Annotated in this window: 14 protein-coding genes; 7 read left to right on the forward strand and 7 right to left on the reverse strand. The window is 67.9% G+C overall.

The features are described 5' to 3' along the window. From FJV41_RS33140 to FJV41_RS33165, 6 genes are all read right to left on the reverse strand, one after another. On the reverse strand, positions 1–3,276 hold a 3,276-nt coding region (locus FJV41_RS33140), incomplete at its 3' end, for an HYR domain-containing protein (protein WP_141646596.1). Between the two features lie 96 nt (positions 3,277–3,372). Continuing rightward, the gene (locus FJV41_RS33145) at positions 3,373–5,001 is read right to left on the reverse strand and encodes a PI-PLC domain-containing protein (RefSeq protein ID WP_141646597.1); all 1,629 of its coding nucleotides are present in this window, start codon (positions 4,999–5,001) and stop codon (positions 3,373–3,375) included. A gap of 306 nt (positions 5,002–5,307) precedes the next feature. Continuing rightward, positions 5,308–6,705, reverse strand: a complete 1,398-nt coding sequence (locus FJV41_RS33150; RefSeq protein ID WP_246137576.1) for a sensor histidine kinase — start codon at positions 6,703–6,705, stop codon at positions 5,308–5,310. A gap of 2 nt (positions 6,706–6,707) precedes the next feature. Next, positions 6,708–7,394: a response regulator transcription factor gene (locus FJV41_RS33155; protein WP_141646599.1), complete on the reverse strand. Its 687-nt coding sequence runs from the start codon at positions 7,392–7,394 to the stop codon at positions 6,708–6,710. A 29-nt stretch (positions 7,395–7,423) separates the two neighbouring features. Beyond that, positions 7,424–11,524 carry an IPT/TIG domain-containing protein gene (locus FJV41_RS33160; RefSeq protein WP_141646600.1) on the reverse strand — a complete coding sequence of 1,367 codons (4,101 nt, stop codon included), beginning with the start codon at positions 11,522–11,524 and terminating at the stop codon, positions 7,424–7,426. Between the two features lie 89 nt (positions 11,525–11,613). Next, entirely contained in the window at positions 11,614–11,913 is a 300-nt protein-coding gene (locus tag FJV41_RS33165; RefSeq protein ID WP_246137575.1) for a hypothetical protein, read from the reverse strand. A 583-nt stretch (positions 11,914–12,496) separates the two neighbouring features. On the opposite strand from FJV41_RS33165, the gene FJV41_RS33170 reads away from it, so the two are divergent. The 7 genes from FJV41_RS33170 (at position 12,497) to FJV41_RS33200 (ending at position 22,732) form a co-directional block, all read left to right on the forward strand. Further along, positions 12,497–12,946: a hypothetical protein gene (locus FJV41_RS33170; RefSeq protein ID WP_141646601.1), complete on the forward strand. Its 450-nt coding sequence runs from the start codon at positions 12,497–12,499 to the stop codon at positions 12,944–12,946. After that, positions 12,943–15,108, forward strand: a complete 2,166-nt coding sequence (locus FJV41_RS33175) for a DUF7125 family protein (RefSeq protein WP_141646602.1) — start codon at positions 12,943–12,945, stop codon at positions 15,106–15,108. The genes FJV41_RS33170 and FJV41_RS33175 overlap by 4 nt, the downstream gene beginning before the upstream one ends. Further along, the gene (locus FJV41_RS33180; protein ID WP_141646603.1) at positions 15,108–17,732 is read left to right on the forward strand and encodes a hypothetical protein; all 2,625 of its coding nucleotides are present in this window, start codon (positions 15,108–15,110) and stop codon (positions 17,730–17,732) included. Before FJV41_RS33175 ends, FJV41_RS33180 begins: the two co-directional genes overlap by 1 nt. 286 nt (positions 17,733–18,018) lie before the next feature. Next, positions 18,019–18,948 carry an arginase family protein gene (locus FJV41_RS33185; protein ID WP_181791104.1) on the forward strand — a complete coding sequence of 310 codons (930 nt, stop codon included), beginning with the start codon at positions 18,019–18,021 and terminating at the stop codon, positions 18,946–18,948. Positions 18,949–18,957: 9 nt separating this feature from the next. Further along, the gene (locus FJV41_RS33190) at positions 18,958–19,512 is read left to right on the forward strand and encodes a CGNR zinc finger domain-containing protein (RefSeq protein ID WP_141646605.1); all 555 of its coding nucleotides are present in this window, start codon (positions 18,958–18,960) and stop codon (positions 19,510–19,512) included. 196 nt (positions 19,513–19,708) lie between these two features. After that, positions 19,709–21,661, forward strand: a complete 1,953-nt coding sequence (locus FJV41_RS33195; RefSeq protein WP_141646606.1) for a hypothetical protein — start codon at positions 19,709–19,711, stop codon at positions 21,659–21,661. Between the two features lie 165 nt (positions 21,662–21,826). After that, complete coding sequence (locus FJV41_RS33200; protein WP_181791106.1) at positions 21,827–22,732, forward strand: Vgb family protein; 906 nt, start codon at positions 21,827–21,829, stop codon at positions 22,730–22,732. Between the two features lie 32 nt (positions 22,733–22,764). Here the strand turns inward: FJV41_RS33200 and dusA are convergent, their stop codons facing one another. After that, positions 22,765–23,760 carry a tRNA dihydrouridine(20/20a) synthase DusA gene (gene dusA, locus FJV41_RS33205; protein ID WP_141646607.1) on the reverse strand — a complete coding sequence of 332 codons (996 nt, stop codon included), beginning with the start codon at positions 23,758–23,760 and terminating at the stop codon, positions 22,765–22,767. Positions 23,761–23,794 lie beyond the last annotated feature (34 nt).

Below are 23,794 nucleotides of genomic sequence, written 5' to 3' on the forward strand. Positions count from 1 at the left end.
CACCATCCCCGCGTCACCCTGCCCCGCGTCCAGCGGCCCACCGTCGCCGGAGCCCGCGTCACCCGCCCCCGCGTCCACGGGACCCGCATCCGGCGCTGGCGACACGAGCACGGAGAACTGGCAGGAGGCACGGTGGCCCGCGTGGTCCGTCGCCGATGCCTCGACCGAGGTGAGCCCCTCGGGGAAGACCGTCCCTGAAGGAGGCGTGCTGACCACCACGGGAGCCGGGTCCAGCGCATCGACAGCCGTGACGGAGAACGCCACGGGGATGCCGCTCTTGCCCGTCACCTGGGTCGGGCACGTGAGCTGGGGCGGCGAAGTGTCGCGTCGGATGGACACACGGTTGACGGCCGTTCCGCCCACGGAGGTGGCGGAGCAGGTGAACACCCGCTCCAGCGTGTCCACGGTCACCGCCGCGCTGCCGCAGCCGTTCGTGTCGGTGACGGAGGATTCCAGGTCGCCTACGGACCAGGTGAGCGAGACGTCACCCACGTAGAAGCCGTTCTGCCCCAGGGTTCCCGTCACCGTCGGCGCGATGTGCGGCGGCGTCGTGTCCATGTCCAGCGCGAAGGCCTCCCGCCCGACGACGGGGTGTGTCGCCGCGACGAACAACGCGCCGCCGAAGAAAACGGGGGCCGATGGCGACGAGGGCATGATGCCCGGCGCGTAGTCCGCGACCAGCGTGGGCTGATTCGCGTTCACGGCCAGGGAGCAGAGCTCCACGCCGACCTGCCCGTCCGGATCACAGTCCAGGTACACCGTGCCGTGGAGCGTCTCCAACCAGGTCGTGCCATGAACGGGCCCCAGCACCCGCGTTCCCGAGGGAGTGCCGTTCGTCCGCACCAGCGAGCGGCCCGCGTTCGTCTGGAGGAGCAGGACGGCCTCCCCGGCCTGCAGGGTGGCATCCAACAGCTTCGTGTCCCCGGCCCCAGGCTCGAAGTCTCCCAGGCCGCGCGCCCCGGCTCCGTCCAGCACCCAGACCTCGCGCCCGCGTGCCCCGTCCACGGCGGTGAAGAACACCCACGACCCCAGACCCTGAAGGTCACGGGGCGACGTGTTCTCCGTTCCAGGCACGAGCCTTGTCCCCGCCGGTGTTCCATCGCTCGATGCGAGGGAGGTCTCGTTCGCGACGAAGGCCACCCTGTCGCCATAGGCCACGGGAAGACCGGCATCGAAGGTCGCCAGCCGCACCAGGGCTCCTGCTTCGAGCGTCCCCGTCGCTCGGTACAACTGCTGGGTCCCCGAGGTGGAATCAGGCTGGCGGAAATAGGCGCGAGCTCCCGCCGCGACGAGCCCCTGCGGGTACCCCACGAGCGGCTGCAACGCCTGGGTCCCCGCGCTCGTGCCATCGCTCCGGGCCAGCTCATAGCCCGACGAACCCCTCTCCCGGGCAATCAACACCCTGGCCCCCAACTGCACCATGTCGAGGGCGCTGGAGAGGAACACGGCATCACCCGGTGCGCCCTGGGTGGCACGGACCGCGCGGCCCTCGAGGAAGACGAGCGTGCCCCCCAGGAGGGCTCGACGCCCATAGGGGCTCCCTCCCGAAAAGGACTCGCCGCGCAGCACCTGCGTGCCCACGCCATCGGTGCGCAGCAACTCGATGCGGTTGTACGCCGGCCGCGTGCCGAAGTACGCGAAGGAACCGTCCACCGTCCAGTTCTCGGGAGATGAGTCCTGGTTCGGGGGCATCCAGACCCGCGTCACCGGCCGCTCCGGCGCGCCCTCGGGGAGGACATGGAGCCACACCGCTGCGTCGTCGAGGGTGAAGGCCGCCATCCCCGCCGTCGTCATCACCACGCTGCTCGTGATTCCGGTGGCGACCCGGGACACGCCCATCGCGCTGCCATCCGTCCGCCACAACGAGAGCGCCCCACCCTTCGGCGTCGCGATGAACAACAACTGCCCCGCTCCCGGATGGAGGGCGACGAACGCCGTTCCGTCGGCTCCCGCGCTGAGGTCTGAGACCATCACGGTGCCCTGCTCCGTGCCATCAGAGACCCAGAGCTCCTCGCCCGTCAGCGCATCGCTCGCCGTGAAATAGAACAGCGAGCCGACCTGTGCGCTCAGGATGGTCGAGGGAAGCGCGGCGAAGCGGCGCACCACGCGCGGCGCGGCCGTCCCATCCCAGGCGAACAGCGCGGGCCCCAGGTCATCGGCGCCGACATAGATGGACTCGTCGCCCAGCAGTCCAACGCCCCCTCCCTTCCGGGTGAGCGACTGCGCCAGGCGTGTTCCCTCCGGGGTGCCATCCGTGCGCCAGAGCTGATAGCCCGCGTCGACAGGGACGACGATGGACCTCACCGTTCCGCTTGGATTCAAGGCGTGTTCCCACACCAGGGTGCTGGAGGACGTGATGGTCGCGAGGGGCAGGGTCCCCTCGGAGGTGCCGTCCGACACCTTCAACCAGTGGGTGTAGGACGTGCTGCCCGCCGTCCAGCTCCCGAACACCACGCGACTCCCCAGGTCCAGCTCCAGGCTCATCTTGGAGGTCATGGTCACAACGAGCCGGGTGCCCTCGGGGGTTCCATCCGTCACGTGGAAGTGCGAGGTCGTCCCGCCGGAGAATCCCGAGGAGAACCAGAGCTGCCCACCCCTGACGAAGGGATGGACGGCGCGAGAGCCCACGGACGAGTCGACCGCGTGGACGAGCCGCGTGCCGGCGGCGGTGCCATCGGTCCGCCAGAGCTGGTTGTAGGCGCCCAGATAGAGCGCGCCGTCAAACTCGACGAGGTGATAGGTCGTGTCGGTGATGCCCTCCGGGCCGGCCCTCGTGTCGGCGACGAGGCGGGTGCCCTCCGGGGTTCCGTCCGTCACCCACGGCTCGAGTCCATGCACACCATCGTTGGCCAGGAAGTAGAGGGATTGTCCCCAGACCTTCGCGCCATTCAATGCCAACAGGCCCCCGGCACCGGGCAGGCTGTCCCTCAAGAGCCGGGTGCCCGCGGGTGTCCCGTCCGACGTCCAGAGCTCCAGGCCATGGACACCGTCATCCGCTCGGAAGACGACCCGCTCTCCCAGCACGGCGAGGAAGAAGGGATGGGAGCCGCTCGACCCTGGATGAATGTCCTTCACCAGCCACACACGGCCTTCAGCCGCGTTGGCGGCCCACAGCTCCAGGCCCGCCTGCGTGTTCAGGGTGAAGAAGACGGTGTCTCCGACCGAAGCCAGGACGGATGCACCGGAGAAGTCCTCACGCGCCTGGGGGTTGAGGTCCGCGAGCAGACGCGGCGACGCGGCCAGGAGACACAGCGCCAGCAAACCACCGTTCAACATGGAGTATCCCTAGGGGTGTGGAGCAGCGACCTCCCGCTTTAGCCCACCCTGCCCGCCAAGGAATACGTGTTTCGTGGCGGCCCTGGCTCAACCCATTCATGCCTGGTACCAGTCGCCCGTCGACCTGAGGAATTCCATCCCGAATTCAATCAGCTTGTTCTGGTCGTTGCCGCATGAATTCAAGGCCTGGCAGACCTGCCTCTTCGTCTCTTGAGGCGCCCCCTCGAGGTTGTACTTCCGCCAGACACACCTCAGGATTTGTTCATCGAAAGCCTGATCGAACAGGCCGCGCGGCCCAATGGGTGTGGCCTTGTTCTTGACGATGAATTTCGCGCCGATTTCGCAAAAATCGGTCAGCACCTGGATGCGGAGCGGCTTGCGCTCCCTGGGCAATCTGCCGGCAGTCATCTCATCAAACATCCACAGGATCTTGCGCAGCCTCGCGCACTGGATGGCTTGCTCGACCGTCAAGGACTGCTTGTTCTCAATCCATTCTCCGAGCGTATCAAGCTGGACGGGTTGATCCAGGGGGACGGCCTCGACACCCGGCGCGAGCGTCAGGATCTTCCCCGCGAACTGCCCGCTGTACATCAGCTCCAGGAGCCCCGAGGAGTGCAGGCCATACCTGACCTCCTGCAGTTCCGAAGTGCCGGGGGAGTCGGGGCTCCCTCCATAAACGACGCTCGAAAGCAGGGTCTTGTGCTCGTTCGAGGACTTGTCGTACGCCCCCTTGGGTGCCGCCGAGCCATTGAAGAGGGCAATCTGGTAGATGCTGGGCCTGTTGCACGACTTCAGGAACCGGCTGACGATCCGCTCGACGGACCGCCATCGGGCCAGCACCTGCTCCTTTTCGTTCTGGACGGTGTTGGGACCGAAGGCGAGGTTCGTGTCCTTCATCTCGATCTCCAGGCGGACCTGTCGGTTTCCGTCGAGGTCCATCGAATGTTCTTGGAGGTAGGCCTCGATGATCTGGAGCCAGCGGTCGAGCGTCAGGAATCTGGGTGGCAGGTTGCCCGAGGGCACGTCCTTGACCTTCGCGCCCGTCAGCGGAGGCACGAGCCCCCTGTTGTTCTCTTGATTGAACAGGGCCTCGATATGCTGCGTGTGGGTGACAATCGGAACCGCGTCCTGGCTGAACCAGACATCGCATTCGACGCCGCTCAGCTTCTTCTTCCTCCAGGCTTCGAGCGCCTTGATTACGGCGCCTTCGCTGTTTTCATGTTCGTGCGTATAGGTGAAGAGACTGTCGAACACCTGTCGCTCATACACCTTGCGGACCTTCTCGAAGGTGGCCCCGTCCCCGCGATGCGCGATGACGACGACCTTGGAGCGCATGTTGCGCTCCTTCCACTGCGCGTCGAGACGTTCAGCGAGCCTCCGGGTGATTTCAGTTCCCGGGCAAACCGCGCTCAGCGCGGTGGAAATCTGATTATTGAGATAGAATTGTTGTTCATTGGGCTTGCGCTCGGCGCACCAATACTTCAACAGCGAATAGCAACCCAGAATCGTTTGATCGAGCGACGCGGCGGTGGCGGTGGCGTTCTGGAACTGGCCCACCGCGCCACGCTTGAGGCGACCGCTGATGCGGTTCAGCTTGCGCATTCCCTTGTCGGACAGCACGGCGCGGGCAACCAACTCCCGCCACTCCTCATCGAGGGAAGACCAAAGCGTCGGGTTCTCCTCGATCTTCGCGTCAAGCTTTGACGGATCCCACACCTCAGCCACGATAGACCTCGTTCCTTGATAGATGAGTTCCCCCGACGCCGTGGAATCGCTGCGACCGCGCGAGGCAGGCCCCTGCTCGGGCGAGCCTTGTGCGGCGGATGGGGCCGTCGTCGCGGTGTCTCAGGAGCATCAGCCAGTCAGAGCCTTCTCGGAGGGAGCCGAGGCCCACTGCAAGCGATGCACCACGCGACCTTCAGTCATGCGTCGCGCGGGCGGGAGTTCGAGGCCGCGTATGAGGAGGACGCAGTGAGTGACCGGGGCGTTCCATCAGGACGCACACCTCCGTCCTGTCCCTGTCGACGAGGCTCAGTCGGGAGTGGACCGGGCTCGGGCGCGGGCGCCTTCGAGGACGACCTTCAGGCCGCGCGGCTCGTTGCGGGTGAAGGTCAATGACAGGTGGGCGCGCTGACACAGCTCGCGAGCGATGGCGACCCCCAGGCCACTGCCTCGCGGGTCTCTCTCCCGGGCGCCGCTGGCGCGGAACAGGCGCTCGCCGAGCCGTCCCAGGTCCTCGGCGGGCACGCCGGGGCCGTCATCCAGGACGGTGAGCCGGAAGCGTTCGGGGCCTGCCTCCTCGAGCACGGCCACCACGTTGCCTCCCGGGGTTCCATGGGTGATGGCGTTGTGGATGACGTTGCCCACCGCCTGCTCCAGCATCGTCGGATTGCACCGCGTCCACAGCTCGAGGTCCGGGCGGGCCACGTCCAGCGTGAGCTGCTTGCGGCGCGCCAGCAATGACAGCCGGCGCACCACGCGCTCCACCAGCATCCCCAGCGCGGCGCGCGGCTCGCCGTCCAGCGGGTCCACGCCCTCTCCGAGCTGGCAGGCCAGGCGAAGGTTGTCCACCAGGGCGGTGAGGTAGACGGTGTCCTCGATGCCGCGCACCAGCAGCTCGGAGAGTTCCTCGGCGGGCGCGGACGTGGCGAGCTCCAGGGAGAGCTGGAGCGAGGCGATGGGCGTCTTGAGGTCATGCGCCACGTTGGACAGGAAGCGCTCCAGGGCCTGCTGTTGGCCGAGGATGCGCGCGGCATCCGACTGGACTCTCGCCTGGGCGGCATCCAGGACGCGCGACAGGTCCGCCAGCTCGTCGTGCGCCGCGTCGCGCGTGGAGACATAGGCCGCGCTACCCAGGCCGCTGGCCGCGCCGTGCAGCCGCCTCAAGCGCTTGAGCAGCGGGGTGATGACGGAGATGGTGGACGCCGCCGCCAGGAAGGCGGTGAAGGTGAAGGCCGCGAGCATGAGCCAGCGTGCCTCGCTCATGCGGCTGACCAGGGGAGGCCACCGGTACTCCAGCAGGCTGCACGGCCCCGCTTCGGCCACGCGCATCAGGAGGCTTCCGCCCCACGCGCTCCCGTCGAAGCGCGGGAAGTGAATCGACATGGGCTGCGCGTCACCCGCGGCGAGCTGCTCCACCAACGCGGGGTCCGGCCCTTCGCCCGAAGGGAGCGGAGCACGAGAGAGGACGCGGGCCACGTCGAAGGCGCGGACCTGGAGGCCCTGGGGCGAGGTGTGGCTCCAGCCCTCGGGCGCGGCGCGGCAGGCGTCGCCGTGGGTCTCCAGCATCGCCTCGGTGAAGAGGCGCGCGCTGCTCCGCGCGGACAGCTCCGCGGCCTTGTGGAACGCGACATACGCGGCCGACATCGTGGCCAGCAGCCCCAGGAGCAACGAGGCGATGGCGGTGCGCCACACCAGTCCATGCCACATCCTCACGCGCCACCCTCCAGGTCGAAGCGGTAGCCGATGCCCCAGGCCGTGCGCACGTGCGCGCCCGCGGAGCCCAGCTTCTTGCGGATGCGGGCCACGTGGGAGTCCACCGTCCGCGCGTCCCGCTCCTCGTTGGTCGGCAGGACCTGGTCCGCGATCTGCTCTCGCGTGAGGGCGCGGCCAGGGCGCTCGGCGAGGTACAGCAGCACGTCCAGCTCGGTGCGGGTGAAGGACACGAGGCCCTGTCCCTCGCGAGTGACGGTGCGCGCATCCAGGTCGATGCTCACGTCCGCCCAGCGCAGCACCCGGCGGGCGGGCGTGTCCGGCAGGCGGAGCCTGGCGCGGATGCGGGCGATGAGTTCCTCCATCCAGAAGGGCTTGGCCAGGTAGTCCGCCGCGCCCAGCCCGAAGGAGCGCAGCCGCGCCTCCAGCTCCTGCCTCGCGGTGAGGACGATGATGGGGACATGGAGCCGGTGGTGCCAGGCCTCGAGCAGCGCGAATCCGTCCGGGCCCGGCAGGTTCAGGTCCAGCACCACCAGCGCGGGAGGCTCCTTCTGGGCGGCCTCCAGCGCCAGGCGCCCGTCGGTGGCGAGCGACACCTGGAAGCCCGCGAGCTTGAGCCCGCGGACGATGCCCGCGGCGATGGGAGCGTCGTCCTCCACGACCAGGATGGGGCCTTGCGAGTCCATGGCGGACGACCTCCGATGCGGGGTTCAGCCTAGCTGGCGACGGCCCGGGGCGTGGAGCTCGCGGCGGGCGTCACCTCGAACGTGGAGTTCGGGTCGGGGGGAGTCGTCCCCAGGCTGTTCGCGACGGTGATGGGCCCCGACTGCGCGTCCTGAGGGACGTGGAAGCCAAGCTGCGTGTCGCTCACCACCCGGTAGCGGTCGACCGGCGTGCCGCCATACATGAATACGCCCGTCGTCCCGGTGAAGCCCGAGCCCTCCACCGTGACCTGCGTGCCGGTGGGGCCGGACATCGGGGTGATGCGCGTGACGGTGGGCTGCACACTGGAGTCCACCGAGAAGCGCTGCGTCGACCGCGCGCCTCCCTGCGCGGTGACGACCTGGAGGGGGCCCTGGATGGCGCCCGAGGGCACCTCCGCCGTGAGCTGCGTGTCGCTCTGCACCGTGTAGCTCGCGGGCATGGCCGAGTCGCCGAAGCTGACGCGCTGCACGTCCGTGAAGCCGCCACCCCGGATGCACACCTGCGTGCCCACCCCGCCGCGCGCGGGCGAGAAGCTGTCGATCCACACCGAGTGCGGAACGGTGAAGGCCGTCGAGGACGAGCCCGGGCCCGCGTCGTTGGTGACGGACAGCGGCCCCGTCTTCGTGCCGGTGTCCACCACCGCCACCAGCTCCGTGTCGCTGTGCACCTCGTAGGTCCGCGCCGGCGTGGCGCCGAAGCTCACCCCCGTCGTCCCGGTGAAACCCTTGCCCGTCACCGTCACCTGCGTGCCCGCTCCACCGGAGTCCGGAGAGAAGCTGGCGACGGTGGGCTTCGTGCTCGTGCTCACCGTGAAGGCCGAGCGGCTGGCCGTGGTGCCCCCGGGGGTGGTGACGAGGATGTTGCCGCTGACCGCACCGGGCGGCACGGTGGTGGTGAGCCGGACGCTGCCCTGGAGGGTGATGGGGGCCTCCGCGGTGGAGTGGGTGCCGAAGCGCACGCTCGTGGCGCCGGTGAGGTTCGTCCCCGACAGCGTGACTTGCGTGCCCGCCTTGCCCGACGTGGGCGACAGCTGCGTCACCGTGGGCGCCGCCACGCAGGTGAAGGTCTGCGACGAGTCGCGGGTGTCCACCGTGTTGGTGACGCTGACGGTGCCACTCCTGGCGCTGTTGGGCACGTAGGCGAGGAGCTGCGTGTCGCTCGTCACCTCGAAGACGCCCGCGGACACTCCGCCGAACTTGACGCCCGTCGTCCCGGTGAAGCCCGTGCCCGTGAGGGTGACGGCGGTGCCCCGCCCTCCGGTGAGGGGCGACACGTCGGTGACGGCGGGCGCGGTGACGCTCAGCACCGTGAAGTCCTCGGAGGAGTGGGCCATGCCGGAGGGCGACTGCACGGACACGGGGCCACTGGTGGTCCCCGAGGGTGATGTGGCGGTGAGCTTCGTGTCGCCCACGACGGTGAAGGGCACCTCCACCGAGGGAGTGCCGATGAGCACCACCGTGGTGCCCGACAGCCCCGAGCCGGTGATGGTCACCTCCGTGCCCGGCTTTCCGTGGGAAGGCGAGACGCCGTCGATGCGCGGCGCGGGGAGCACGTTGAAGGCCGCGTTCGAGATGCCGGTGCCCCGGCTGTTGGTGACGCGCACGGGGCCGGAGGGGGTCCTCAGTCCGAGTTCCGCGGTGAGCTGCCCGTCATCCAGCACGTTGAAGCCGGAGGCGGGCACCCCGCCGAATGTCACCGCCGTGGCGCCGGTGAAGCCCGAGCCCGTCACGGTGACTTCCGTCCCCTCCGCGCCGGAGGTGGGCTTGAAGGCGGAGATGGAGGGCACCTGACTGCCCTGCACGGTGAAGCCCTCCTGGGTGGCCGTGCCGCTCGGAGTCACCACGGTGATGGGGCCGGAGATGGCGCCGCCGGGCACGGTGACGATGAGCAGCACGTCCGACACGGGGGAGAACGACGCGAGGATGTCCTCGCTGAAGTAGACCGCCTGCGTGGAGAGCAACCCCGTGCCCGACAGCTTCACGTCCTCACCGAGCTGGGCGCTGGGCGGGTAGACGTCGGTGAGGTTCGGAGCCTGGGCCACGGAGAAGGGCTGGGTGCTCACCGCGCTGCCCGCGGCCGTGGACACCTGGATGGGGCCGCTGGTGGTTCCTTCCGCGACGCGGGCGACGAGCTGCTTGTCGCTCCAGGTGCGGAAGTAGTCGGCGGGCGTCTGGTTGAAGCTCACCGAACTCGCGCCCGCCAGCCCCGAACCGGTGATGGTGACCATGGTGCCGGGCGCGCCCCCCTTGGGGTTGAAGTCCGTCACCACGGGGGCGGCGGCCCTCTTCACCGAACTGGACGCACCCCGCTGGGCGCCGGAGCCGCCGGGCGTGAGCTGCCCGTAGAAGTACACGCCGCTGTCGAACAGGATTTTCTGGAGCGCGAACGTCTGCCCCGTGCCCTTCAGGTCGATGAAGTCCTGCAGGTCGGCGAGCGTCGACTGCGCCTTGTTCTGGATGAAATACATCACGGCCATGTAGATGCCCGCGATGACGCCCGCGAGCATCGCGATGATGGGCAGGCCGCTGCCCATCAGTGCCTCGAACGTCTGCACCACCGGGTCGCTCGTGTCCGGGGTGATGCTCACCTTCGGGTTGGCGATGTCGTAGTACGGCTCCTGCACGCCCTCCTTGTTCGCCTTGACGGTGAGGGTGAGGGTGCCGGACACCGAGACCTTCATGTGATGCGCGGTGCCCTTCATCGACATGGCGATGCCGCGGTTCGTGACGCTGAACGTGAGCGAGGTCAGGTGCAACGTGGAGCCGTTGAGGCTGGCGTCAGTGGGCTTGATGAGCGAGAGCACCGGCGGGCTCCCCGTGACGTGCAGGTCCGACTCGGGGATGTCCATCTTGTCGGCGATGTTCGGCAGCATCTGCTCCAGGAGATAGGCGTCATCGATGAGGATGGCGGCGTTCTGCTGCGCGGAGGTGGTGAACGCGGGCGCGGTGGGGAAAGGCACCGGCGCGGGCCAGCTCGGCGGCGGCGCGTGGCCGTTCATCAGGAGGAGGATGCAGTCCGGGTCGTTGCTGTCCGTCACGGAGAACACCGCGGTGGTGGGCAGGCGCGGCGGCGCCGCCGTCACGGAGAGGGACTTGCCCTGGGTGACGGACGACTGGAGGAGCGAAAGCGTCGCCGACTCGATGAGGGACGAGACGCTCGACGGGGGGCTCATCGTGACGGTGAAGGTGTTCTCCGGGTCGAGGAACCAGAGGAAGTTGTGGGCGTTCGCGTCGTCCTCGGACGTCGACTTCGAGGCGGTGACGGACATGGCACCTCCCTGGAGCGAGCCCTGCGTCTTGTTGACGGCGTTGACCACCTGGCTCGACTCGAACGTCCACACGCCCAGGAGACCTGGCTGGGGCAAGGGCAGCGTGACGTTCATGGCCTGCTGGAGCTGCGCGGCGGTGCGCGCGACGTTCCACAGCCGCACCTGGGTCAGGTCTCCTTGAGAGCCCTGGCCGAAGCTCAGGTCCTTGCCGGAGGTCTTCTGCCGCGAGGACAGCGTCGCGGTGCCCTTGGACTGGCCGTCCACGTAGAAGGTGATGACCTGCGCGGCAACCGACACCGCCACGAAGTGCCAGAGGCCGTCATCCAGCACCGCCGCCGTCCCCGGAGCCGGATAGCGCTGCCCGCCCCACGTCACCACGGGCAGGCCGTCCTCCACGCTCAGCACGAAGCCCTCCGCGGGCAGCGATACCAGCGTCCATGGCGCGGTGGAGAGGCCGCGCACCCAGGCCTCGAGCGTGAGCGCCTGACTGTCCAGGGTCCACGTCCCGCCCGCGAGCGCACGGCAGTCGGCCGCGCCGTTCGTGGCGAGGTACGACGCCGGATAGACGCAGCCCATGGCAAGGCTCGCCAGCTTGATGCCGATGCTCAGCGTCCCGTCGACGTCCTGGCGCGCCACCGTCCCCGTGCAGGGGGCACTGAAGACGACCTCGCCCGCCTTCGGGTCCAACGTCAGCGCCAGCTCCGTCAACCCCAGCGTCACCGAGCCATTCTTCAGGGGAATGGTCGGGTCCTCCGCCCCCGCGCTGAAGTTCTTCGCCATCGTCGTCAGCAGCGACGCGTCCAGGTTGACCGCCGCATCCCACCCTTGATTCACATCCGTCATGACTGTCTCCCCCTCTGTGGCGCCCCAAGCGCCAGGCAAGGTGGGAGGAGGATGCGTGGAGGGTATGGAGGAAGTGTGGAGGGCCGGGACTACCCGGTGCCGAGGGTGCCCAGCAGGTTGCCTGTCTTCGCGTCAAAGACATCCAGCCACATCCAGTGTGGCACATAGAGCCGGTCGCCCTGTTTCCGGATGCTGGAGGGGAGCGAGCCGTCCTTGGAGCGGGGAATGGGGACATCCCAGGTGGCGACCCCGGTCCTCGCGTCCCGGCGGACGAGTTGCATGCCGCCCGCCTTCAACCTGTAACCCACGTAGATGAGCGCTCGCGATATGCGCCGGGAGTCCCCGCGCCCTGGCGGCAGGGCGGCGCTCGCATGGATACGCTGCGACATGCCATCGCGGTCGGGCGCGTCATGGGGTCGACGAATCTCCCAGCGAGTTTGTCGCCGCGAGGCTGGGTAGTTGGAAGGTGTCGCGGCGGACTGCTCGCGCGAGGCTCCCGTGCTCCCAGCCGTCGTGCCGACCCGGCGGCGCTCAGCAGCGGAATATTCCTGAAGGTGGGGTGGCGGAGCCCTTGCGAGCCACCTTGTGGTATTGACTGGCGTACGAACTGGCGCACATCCCGCCTGTCAGCCGCTCCTCGATTGAACAATCGACCCTATATTTCCTCGAAGTACCAGCCCTGCGACTGAGTCGGTCTGACGCATCTGTTCGTCCGCCTGTGTGCAGCCCGTACGGCCCCGTCCATCTCGACGGGGCGTCCAAAACGACGAGAGCGGGAAAGAATGCGATAGGCAGTCAGAGCACTTCGGGCGTGCATCACCCAAGCCACGTCAGCCCTGGCGTCCCGGCTTCCGCTTGGCACCGGTGAGCACGTGGGCCGCTCCACCGCCACGCTGAGCACGTTGCTCCTTCAGCACGGGGACGACGCCCTTCCAGCAGAGATACGGGGCGCTCAGGCGGGTGAGGGCAACCGTGCTTGACGAAGGTCGACACGCGACCTGCGTCGACGCCTGGCTCGACCGAGCCGACAGGAATCTGTCGACGGAGGCCTTTCTCCAGCTCTTCGAAGCGGCCCTCACCGTGCTGTGGAAACAGACGTTGACCACGCTGGGAGAAGTGACTCTGAGCGCCATCGCTGGACGCGTTCTGCACAATGCCTCCGAGCAGTTCCCGCTCTTCTCGTCCCTCAAGGTCGAACGGCAGAGGGGGCTCCAGTTCGAAGAGCTCCGGGCACAGGTCCGCGCCGGGCGCGACTCCGGTTTGAGGGAGGGCAGTCGATTCGTGCTCGTGGAGTTCCTCACCGTGCTCGGCAACCTGACCGCTGAAATCTTAACGCCGGAGCTGCATGCGGAGCTCTCCAAAGTCGCACTTCCGGAGGCGGTTCGCCCACGCGTCGCCGCGGGCGAGGACACAACGTCATGACGAAGAGATTCGAAATCCCGCGCCTTCAGACGGGCGTCCCCAACCTCGATGAACTCTTCAAGGGCGGCCTGCCCAAGGGCTCCGTCACCGCCGTGTGCGGCCCGCCCGGGTCTGGCAAGACGACCCTCACCCAGCAGATCTGCTTCCACAACGCCTCGGCCGCCCACCGCGTCCTCGCCTTCAACACCCTCTCCGAGCCGACCGCGAAGACGCTGCGGCACCTCCAGCAGTTCTCGTTCTTCGACCCGAAGAAGTTCGAGGAGGGCGTCCAGTTCGTGGACCTCGGCGCCATGCTGCGGCTGAGGAGCTTCGATGCGGCGCTCGCGCTCATCATGGACAACCTCAAGCAGGTCAAGCCAGACATCGTCGTCATCGACAGCTTCAAGGCCTTTGACGACCTGGCGACCTCCAAGGAGGAGCTCCGGATGTTCGGCTATGAAATCGCCGTGAACCTGATGGCTTGGGAGACCACCGCGCTGCTCCTCGGCGAATACGGGCCCGCCGACTACGAGAGCAATCCCCTCTTCTCCATCGTCGACGGCCTCCTCGTCCTCTCCCAGCGCGTGTCCCAGGGCGAGCAACAGCGCTTCTTCAGGATCGTCAAGATGCGGGGGACGGACCACAGCCGGGACGAGCATCCCTTCCTCATCACCTCCAGCGGACTGGAGATGTTCGCTCCCCGCGAGGCCATCAAACGCGAGTCGATTCCGGAGAACTCGCAGGAGCGCTGCAGGACTCACATCACCAAGCTCGACGAGATTCTCGGGCCCGGCATCCCCTGGGGGTCCAGCCTCCTCCTCAGCGGCGTCGCGGGCACTGGAAAGACCGTCCTCTCTCTCGAGTTCATCTACCGGGGCGCGCTCGCGGGCGAGAAAGGCATCCTCTTCTCTTTCGAGGAGAGCGAGGAGCGCCTCCGCGCCGCCGCGAAGGGCCTCGGCTGGGAGCTCGACAGGGAGATTGAGCGCGGCATGGTGGAGATCGTCTTCATCCCCCAGCCCGACATCATGGTGGAGGCCCACCTCTTGATGATTCGCGAGCGCATCAAGGCCCTGAAGGCCCGGCGCGTGGTCATCGACTCCGTCTCGGTGTTCCTGGACAAGGTGACGGACCCGCAGCTCAGCCGCGAGAAGGTCTTCCACCTCTGCAGCATCGTCCAGAACGCCCAGGCCGTCGGCTTCTTTCCCACCGACATCCCCTACGGCTCCCATCAGGTCAGCCGAAGGGGCGTCGAGGAGACCGTGGTGGACGGCGTCATCATCCTCAGCTCCACGGAGGAGGGACTGGAGCGCGAGCGCTACGTCGAGGTGTACAAGCTTCGCAACACCGCTCACCTCAAGGGCCGACACGCCATGGCCATTGGCGCCGGGGGGGTCTCCATCTTCCCTCGTTACGGAGAAGAGCTCCGCGTGGAGGCTCCTCCCCCCGCGCTGGAGGCATCCTCCCGGCTGCGCTCTGGCACTCCCGGGCTCGACGGGCTGATGGGCGGCGGGTTGCTCAGGCGAAGCGCCACCCTCGTCTCTGGCAGCGCGGGCGTCGGCAAGAGCACCTTCGGAATCCAGTTCCTCCTGGAGGGCGCCAGGGCTGGGGAGCCGGGCCTCTATGTCTCGATGGAAGAGGGGCCCGAGCAACTGCTCGCCAGCGCCGAGGCCCTGGGATTGCCGCTGCGCGCGCAGCTCGACGCGGGCCTCATCCAGGTGCTCTACGTCTCCCGGGAGCACCTGCGCGCGGGGCAGTTCCTGACCGTGCTGTCGGACCGGATCATGGCGCTGAAGGCCTCACGCGTCGTGCTCGACGCCGCGACGCAGCTGCTGACCGCACACACGCCCATCGACGAGTTCCGTCACGTGCTCTACAAACTGGTGGTCCGCTTCAAGACCCTCGGCATCACCAGCGTCCTCACGCTCGAGTCGGCCTCGCTCTTCTCCATGGAGCGAGTCACCGACCAGGGGCTCTCCCCCATCGCCGACAACCTGCTCATGCTGCGCTACGAGGAAGCAGCGGGCCGCCTGGCGCCTACGCTGACGGTCGTGAAGACTCGTGGCAGTGAGCATGATCGACGCACGTATTTCATGACGGTCTCGCGGGGAGGGCTGCGAATCGGTTCGTCCGTGAGTGAGCTCCCGACGCCTTCCTGGTCCGCCCCCGAAGACACGAGGCGCTGATGAGCTCTGGTCGGCGAAACAAGGGGCCCCACCCTGATTCGCGAGAAGAGACAGGCGGGCAGCGCACACGGGACCCGCCCCCCGCCGACCCTTCGTTCGCGAGCCTGGAGCAGGCCTATCGGCGGCTCGAGCACTTGTATGAAATCAGCAAGCTCTTCGCGAGCTTCGAGAGCGTCTCGAAGTCCTTCGACCCGGCGCTTGGCATCCTCGCGAAGTCGCTGCCCCTGCGCAGCGCGGTCCTCATCGAGACAGAGAACGGCCGGTCGAAGATGATCGTCTGGCCGTCCGAACTTCAGGATTCCGAACGGCTGCGAGCGGTCAAGGAACACGCGGAGGCAGCCTACGCCTACCTCGTCGGCGCGAAGTCGACCGAGTCCCTCGGACTGAGTGAGCAGCCGGGTGAGACCCTCCTGCGCCTGGCACTCGTCGGGGGCGCCGAGGTCGCGTCCGGCGACGACGCGTGTGGCGGCACGGGCAGCCGCATCTCCTACACGGCCCCCAGCGACGGGGTCTACGAAGTCCGGATGGGCTGCTATTCGGACGGCGCCTGCAGCGGCACCGTCAGCTACTCGGTCCTGTCGCCCGACGCGAACGGGGCGCTCATCGGCGCACGGACCTTCACGGGCTCGAACACGAACAACGCCAGCACCAACTACTCCACCCTGGTCCTCCACCTGACGCAGGGGCAGGTGCTCGACGTTGGCACCTGCGGCCTCGCGGGCTCCGGTCTGGTGGGTGATACGTACCTGAAGCTCATCGACGCCGACGGCAATGTCGACCTCTTCGGCAGTGACGACGCCTGCAGCGACCATGGCAGTCGCATCGCCTACACCGCGGACCGCACGGGTACGTTCGAGGTGCGGCTCGGCTGCTTCTCGACGGGCACCTGCCAGGGAACGGTGGTCTACAACATCACCGCGGCTCCCAGTCAGGACCAGATGCTGCCCGCCGGGTTCGTGAGCGCGAAGACGTATCTGGACAACGCCCGCCCGGGAGAGCAGCCGGGTGACGCCATCGTCGACGTCGACTACGCCGAGTTCGTCGACGACCTCAAGGCCTTCCTCGCCGAGGATGACACCCTGCGCCGCCTCGTCGACCAGGACCTCCAGGTGATGGTCGAAGGCCAGCTCTACCAGCTCACCAACCTGGGCGTGTTCCAGGTCGACGCGGCGTCCATCCCCGCCTATCGCGCCTGGCTCAACACCCATGCCTATGCGATGAACACCGACCCCAATTTCCAGTCGATTCCGGGAGAGGTCGCCCTCCCCAACGGCGCGTATCAGGTCCTTCCGGGCGTCATCCGCAAGGTTGGAAACTTCGGCACGCCGTCGGTGAAGCTGCTCGGCCTCGACGCCGAGGGTGGCGGCGGCGGAGGCACCACGCTGGCCATGGCGGACTTCGCCGACGAGCCCTCCGCCGCGAGTGGGGCCACACAGGTCGCGGACTTCCTCGGCCGGCAGCGGGGCACACCCCAGGCAGAGGATGACTCGCGGGTCCGGGCGCTGGGCGGCACGGAACTCGGTCGAATCTCGTACTGGTCCGGCAAGGTCAACGCGCACAAGGCCGCGGGCGGAGCCTGGCTCAAGGACTCGGATTGCACCTCGGGCGCCAGCATCGCGCCGCTCACGTATTGTCGGAAGTTCTTCCCGGGGACGAGTTCGGTCACCGCGGTGTCCGTCACCGCCAAGCCCCCCAACCTGTGGAACGTCGCGGGCTGCGGTCAGACGTACTCCGGCAACGGCCTCCAGGAGTGGATCTGCGATGGCGCCTCCACGCCTCCGCCCAGCTGCAACCTGACGCCGCCCGCGTTCAACATGCCCGCCTACACGGTCGGCTCGAACTTCAGTCGCTCCGAGTCGGTCGGAATGCCCGGCAACAGGCGCTTCGTCTTCAAGGCCCAGTCACCCGGCTTCCAGCTCAAGATCGCCGGCATTGAGATCGGATTCCACAAGATTGACATCAAGGCCAAGCTGCAGCGCAAGAAGCGCTTCCTGGGCATCGGCTACTGGGGACCGTCCTACGGCGATGAGATTGTCGTCGGCATGGACAACATGAAGCTCGATACCAGCTACATCGTTCCCTATCCCCAGTACTTCAACACCCTCGTCAAGCCGAAGCTCGGCAGCCTGGCTGACTACAAGATTGGCAACTGGGTGGTGAAGGCGGCCAACATCGCCGTGAACTTCAATCCTCCCGGCCCTGGGGGCCCCATCACCACCCAGAACGTCGCGGACTGGATCAGCGGGGCCATCAACACGCTCATCGGAAGCGTCTACACCAACGTCTGGAAGGCCATCGAGCGGAACGTCATGGATGCCATCGACTGGACCTACAACACGCGGTACGCGGCGCACACCAAGATGGTGAGCGACATCAACGAGGCACACAAGCTCCGGTGGGTCTCCGGCCAGGGTGAGAAGCCTCAGTGCTACAGCCACCAGAACACCTGGTGGTTCGACGCGAACGCGGGCATCCGCTACGTCCAGAATGGCGGCGTCGCCGGGCCGCCGGGCACCCCGCCGACCCAGGTCAACTACAAGTACTCGATGAAGGCCGGTAGCTTCTACGGTCGCACCCGCATCGGCGGCTCCTGGTATGGCCTGCGCTTCGTTCGCCTCCCGTAGCGGACCAGCGGGCTGACCCCTTTGTCATGAATTCGAGGGGCCCCGGGCGCACTCAGGCGTTCCGGGGCCCTTGATTCACCATTTCATCGTCGGGGTGGCGCCACGGAGATGCTCCAGCAGCTCGCGCCACGTCGTGCGCTTGAGGCTCGGTGACCACCCTCCCCTTCGGGTGCCCCGTGTAACCACCCATTCAATTTGGATGGTTGCATCCGCCCAGCACCGGGGCTACTTTCATCGAAACCACTTAAACAAATACGACGGTTACCCATCCGTCCGCGGAGTGCCCATGCCACCGCCCATCGCCCTCATCGCCGCGCCCTCTGGCCTTGGACTCAGTCGCCCCGACAGGCGGACGCCTCGGGTGGACCTGCTTCCGGAGGCCCTGCTGGAAGCGGGCCTGGGACACCGGCTCAAGGCCCAGGTCGAGCACACCGTGAAGCCCGGTCCCTATGAGCCCCAGCGCGACAAGGAGACCCGGGTCATCAACCCACGCGGAATCGCGGAGTTCAGCTCGCGGCTCGCCGACGTGGTGGAAGGAGTCGTACGCGACAGGCGCTTCCCGCTGGTGCTCGGAGGCGATTGCAGCATCCTGCTCGGCTGCCTCCTCGGCCTGAAGCGCACGGGCGCCCACCACGGCCTCGCCTTCATGGACGGGCACACCGACTTCTGGCCCCCCGAAGCCTCCGAGCTGGGCGGCGCGGCCGGCATGGACCTCTGGTTCTCCTCCGGGCGTGGCCCCGCGGTGCTGTCCAACCTGGAGGGACGCGGGCCCCTGGTGCGGGACGCGGACGTGGCCGTGCTCGGCGTCAGGGATTTGGAGCACTGGGGCGCGCAGGTCTCCGCCGAACATGTGCGCGACACCACAATGGGCTGGATGGACCTGAACACGTTGCGCCAGGACGGCATCGCCGCCAGCGTGGAGCAGGCCCTCGTGAGGTTCCGCGCGTCCGGCGTCAGCGGCTTCTGGATGCACCTGGACGCGGACGTCATGGATGACGACGTCATGCCCGCCGTCGACTCCCGCCAACCCGACGGACTGAGCGTGGAGGAGCTGGGCGAACTGGTGGCCCACCTCGTCGCCTCCGGGCTCGCGGTGGGAATGGACGTCACCATCTACGACCCGAGCCTGGACCCCGAGCGCCACGCGGCCCGCGCGCTGGTGGACAGCCTGGCCACGGGGCTGGGGGCCCTGGTGCCCACGCCCAGGACGCGATAGGCCCCGGCCATGGCCGATGCGCACAGCCCCGGGCTTGCGACGGATGTCGTGCTGCTGCTCGACTTCGTCAACACGCTGGACGTGGAGAAGCTCGTCGACGCGGTGCCCACCTCGGACGCACTCACCACCTGGTGCCGCGCGCGCGGCCTCCTGTCTTCAGCGGAGACCTTCTCCCCCGAGTCCTTCAAGGCCGCCATCGAGGCCCGTGAGGCCCTGCGCGCCGTGCTGCTCTCCCATACCGGAGAGCCCCTGCCCGCCTCCGAGCCGCGCGTGTTGGACCGCGTGGCCGCCTCCAGTCCGCTCACCGTCGGCTTCGGCCCCGACGGCGTGCGGCTGCGTCCCGCCGGCACGGGCGGATGGAAGGCCCTGGGCGGACTGTTCGCCGCCGTCGTCTCCACCCAACGCGACGGCCACTGGCCCCGGATGAAGGTCTGCGCGGCGGGCGCCTGCCAGGAAGCCTTCTACGACACGTCCAAGAACCGCTCCGGACGCTGGTGCTCCATGGCCGTCTGCGGCAACCGCACCAAGCTCCAGCGCTTCCGCACCGGCCCCCCCAAGCGCTGATCCACCGCCACGACACGGCGTGAGCACCAGGCACACATCCGGCGCCCGACTTCGCTCCACGTATGGGTTCCGCCCCGATTTCTCACTCCGTGACAGGGCTCGGCCCGCAAAACCCCACGAACTTCCAGCCCGTACGCAACCTCTCGCTCCTTCTCCCGAGAATTGGGAAATTCGTACGACTTCGAGGAGAGACACCATGGGTACCGAGCGCATTGGTGACGGTGGGGCAGCAGAGGCGGCACGACGTGCGGCGGAAGCGGCTCGCAGGGCCGCGGAAGAGGCGGCGCGTCGGGCAGCGGAAGCCGCTCGTAAGGCGGCGGAGGCCGCCGCGAAGCAGGCCGCCGAGGCCGCTCGCAAGGTGGCGGAGGCGCAGAAGAACAAGTCGACCTTCGAGCCCGCTGGCGCGAAGAACAAGCTGAACCTGGACGGCAAGAGCGCGCCCTCCACGTCGCTGTTCTCGGAGAACAGCAAGGACAGCAAGGTCAACTGCCTCGACAAGGCCGCGGACTTCGTCAGCAAGTCCTCGCCGGAGCTGCAGGGCCGCTCTGACCTGGTGTTCCTCAAGGACTCGCGCCCGGGTGCCGAGGGCCAGTCGGGCCACGTCGTCGTCCGCCAGGGCGAGCGCGTGTTGGACCCGAGCAACGGCAAGAGCTACGAGGACATGCCGGCGTACCTGAAGGAGCAGCCTCACTACAGCGAGGCGGGCACCATCCCCGGCACGTCCGCCGCGAAGATCTTCTCCACCGAGGCGGGCTCGCCCGAGCGCACCCAGGCCCTGGCCGACGCGAACGTGTCGCCCGAGCTGCAGAAGATGATGGTCGCCGACTACCCGGCGGACATCGGCGGCGCGCCCAACCCCGTCACCACCGAGCCCTACGAGACGAAGATTCCGGGCCAGGCGGGTCCGGTGTCCGTCGAGTTCAGCGACACGCTCGAGAAGGACGTGAAGAAGGAGGACGGGTACGTCACCGTCTCCATCAACGCCGAGACGTCCGTGTCCGCGTCCGGGACGGTGGAGTTCACCAAGGCCAAGGTCGGCGTGGGCGCCTCCGTGGAGGGGAGCGTCGAGGCCGGCAAGACGATGACGTACGAAGTGAAGATGAAGGAGGCCGACTACGAGAAGCTGAAGCGTGGCGAAATCGCGCCTCCGCATCCGCTCAACGCCGAGACGATTCCGGACGGCACCTCCGTGAAGATGGAGCAGGGCCAGTTCGCCGGCTACGGCTTGGACGTGGGCCTGTCCTACCACGCGGCCGAGCTGGGCATCTCCGGCGACGTGAAGTCCGGCAAGGGCATGTCCATCGAAGTGAGCCGCGATGGCGACAAGCTGTCGATGACGGCGGGCCCCACGGAGTTCATCGAGAACAACGGCAAGGTGAGCCTGGGCGTGGGCCCGGTGTCGGTGAGCATGGGCCGCTCCGACACGCTGAAGGAGTACAAGCTGCGCACCGCCGAGTTCGACCTGTCCAACCCGGACGGGAAGAAGGCGTACGACGCCTTCGCGAAGGACGGCCGGATGCCGGAGAAGGAAGGCCCGGGCGTGGCCAACACGCTGCGCTTCGACAAGATCAACTACGAGTCGACGGGCGGCAAGGTCGGCATCGACGTGGGTCCCTTCAGCATCGAGTCGGACGGCACGACGAACACGGGCGAGTACCTCATCACCCACCACCCGGATGGGACGAAGTCGATGACGTCCGACATCACCTACGGTGGCGACCACCCGGACGTCACCATCGAGCAGAAGTACGGCACGGACGGCAAGCTCATCCCCGGCTCCGAGAAGTTCGCGATGAAGTTCGACACCAAGGACGACAACGCGCGCGAGCTGCTCGTGTACTCGTACACGGGTGACTCGGCGAAGGCGAAGGCGGCCCGTGAGAACGACAAGCCCATCACGCTCAACCTCACCGCCAGCGACATCCAGGAGATGCAGCGGCGCTCCGGCATCCAGGCGGAGAACGGCGGGCACATGGGCATCAACGTCCTGCTCACCGACTACGACGGCAAGCCGAACGACCCGCTGATGGCGGTGCGCAACATGGCCTGCTCGCCGGCGTACAACGAGTACAAGCTGGCGGAGAGCTACTTCGGGCTGTTCCAGGACGGTGACAAGAAGCCGCTGCCCGGCGAACTGGTCATCGGCTGAGTCGGACTGCTTCGCCCAAGGCCCGGGTCCCCGAGAGGAGGCCCGGGCTTTGTTGTGTCTTGAGTGGAACACGCGCGCGACAGGGCGCTCCGCGCACTGGACGTGGGTGACCTTCGCGGGAGAGGGTCCGGCGGGCACTTCACGTTCCTCCTGGAGACACACCCGATGGCGCAGGCCCCTGGTTCCGAGCACGGTCAGTTCGTCGAGTACCCCCTGGCGTCCGCGTCCACGGGCCCCTATGGAATCGTCAAGGGAGCGGACGGGGCGCTGTGGTTCACCGAGGTTCACTCGGGCCGAGTCGGACGCGTCGACGTCCAGGGCAGGGTGACGAGCTTCCCGCTTCCGACATCTGAAGCCGGGCCGTCCATCATCACCGCCGGGCCCGACGGCGCGCTCTGGTTCACCGAGCAGAAGGCGAACCGCGTGGGCCGCGTGACGATGAGCGGAGAGGTGACCGAGTTCACGTTGCCGACGCCGCAAGCCGGTCCGTTCGGCATCTGCGCCGGACCTGACGGTGCGCTCTGGTTCACGGAGATGACCGTGCATCGGATTGGGCGGCTCACACCGGACGGCGGCGTCACGGAGTTCCCGCTCCAGGCCGGTTGCTATCCCTCGTTCATCACCGCCGGGCCGGATGGCGCGCTCTGGTTCACGGAGAATCAGGGCAACCGCATCGGGCGCATCACCGTGGATGGACAGGTCACCGGCTACGACCTGCCCACGGCCAAGGCGGGGCCCGTGGGAATCACGTGGGGCCCCGACGGCGCGCTCTGGTTCGTCGAGATTCTCGCGGACCAGCTCGGACGAATCACGACGGAGGGGACCATCACCGAGTACCCGTTGCTCCGCTCGGGAGCACGTCCCCACGCCATCGTCACGGGGGCCGACGGGGCCCTGTGGTTCACGCAGTGGGGCAGCAATCACCTCGGGCGGATGACGACCTCAGGGGTCGTCACGGAGTACGCCATCCCCACGCGGAAGGCGGAGCCACACGGAATCACCGTCGGCCCGGATGGAGCCCTGTGGTTCGCCGAGGAAGCAGGACGCATCGGGCGCTTCTCGCTCCCTTGAGGACCGCCACGCCCGCTCCGACAGCGCGACGCTCAGGCCGCGACGACCGCTTCCGGCTCGCGACGCACCTTCGCGAGCGCCGCCACGACGACCTCCGGACCCGCGCCCGGCTTGTGCGCGTTCTCGCTCAGGTGCCTGCGCCACGCGCGCGCCCCCGGCAGCCCCTGGAACAAGCCGAGCATGTGCCGAGTGACGGCGCTGAGCGGCGCGCCCCGCTGACGGCTGCGCTCGATGTACGGGAGCATGGCCTCCACGACTTCGTGCCGCTCGCGTGGAGCCTCCTGCCCGCCGAAGAAGCGACGGTCCGCGTCCGCGAGCAGGTAGGGGTTTTCGTAGACGGCGCGGCCAATCATCACCCCGTCCACGTGCGCGAGGTGCTCGGCGGCGGCATCCAGCGTCTTGATGCCGCCGTTGATGCTGATGTCCAGGTGGGGCAGCTCCTGCTTGAGCCGGTGGACCAGGTCGTAGCGCAAGGGCGGCACGTCCCGGTTCTCCTTGGGACTCAAGCCCTGGAGCCACGCCTTGCGCGCATGGACGATGAACCGCGTGCAGCCCTCGGCGGCCACCAGGCGCACGAAGCGCTCCAACGTGGACCACTCCTCCATCTCGTCGATGGCGATGCGCGACTTCACCGTCACCGGGATTTTCACCGCCGCGCGCATGGCGCCCACCAGCCGCGCCACCAGCTCCGGCTCCGCCATGAGACACGCGCCGAACCGGCCGGACTGCACCCTGTCGCTGGGGCAGCCCACGTTGAGGTTCACCTCGGCGTAGCCCCACGACTCGGCGATGCGCGCGGACTCGGCCAGGGCCTCCGGCTCCGAGCCACCGAGCTGGATGGCCACCGGATGCTCGGCCGCTTCGTAGCCCAGCAGCCGCTCGCGGTCGCCATGGAGCACGGCGCCCGTGGTCAGCATCTCCGTGTACAGCAGCGTGTGCTGGCTGATTTGACGGTGGAAGTACCGGCAGTTGCGGTCCGTCCAGTCCATCATCGGCGCGACACACAACGGCATGGGTCGGGAAGGCATCGGACCTCCTCTACCCGGCTTTCCCTCCCCTGCC

The sequence above is a fragment of the Myxococcus llanfairpwllgwyngyllgogerychwyrndrobwllllantysiliogogogochensis genome, assembly GCF_006636215.1.
GTDB lineage: Bacteria > Myxococcota > Myxococcia > Myxococcales > Myxococcaceae > Myxococcus > Myxococcus llanfairpwllgwyngyllgogerychwyrndrobwllllantysiliogogogochensis.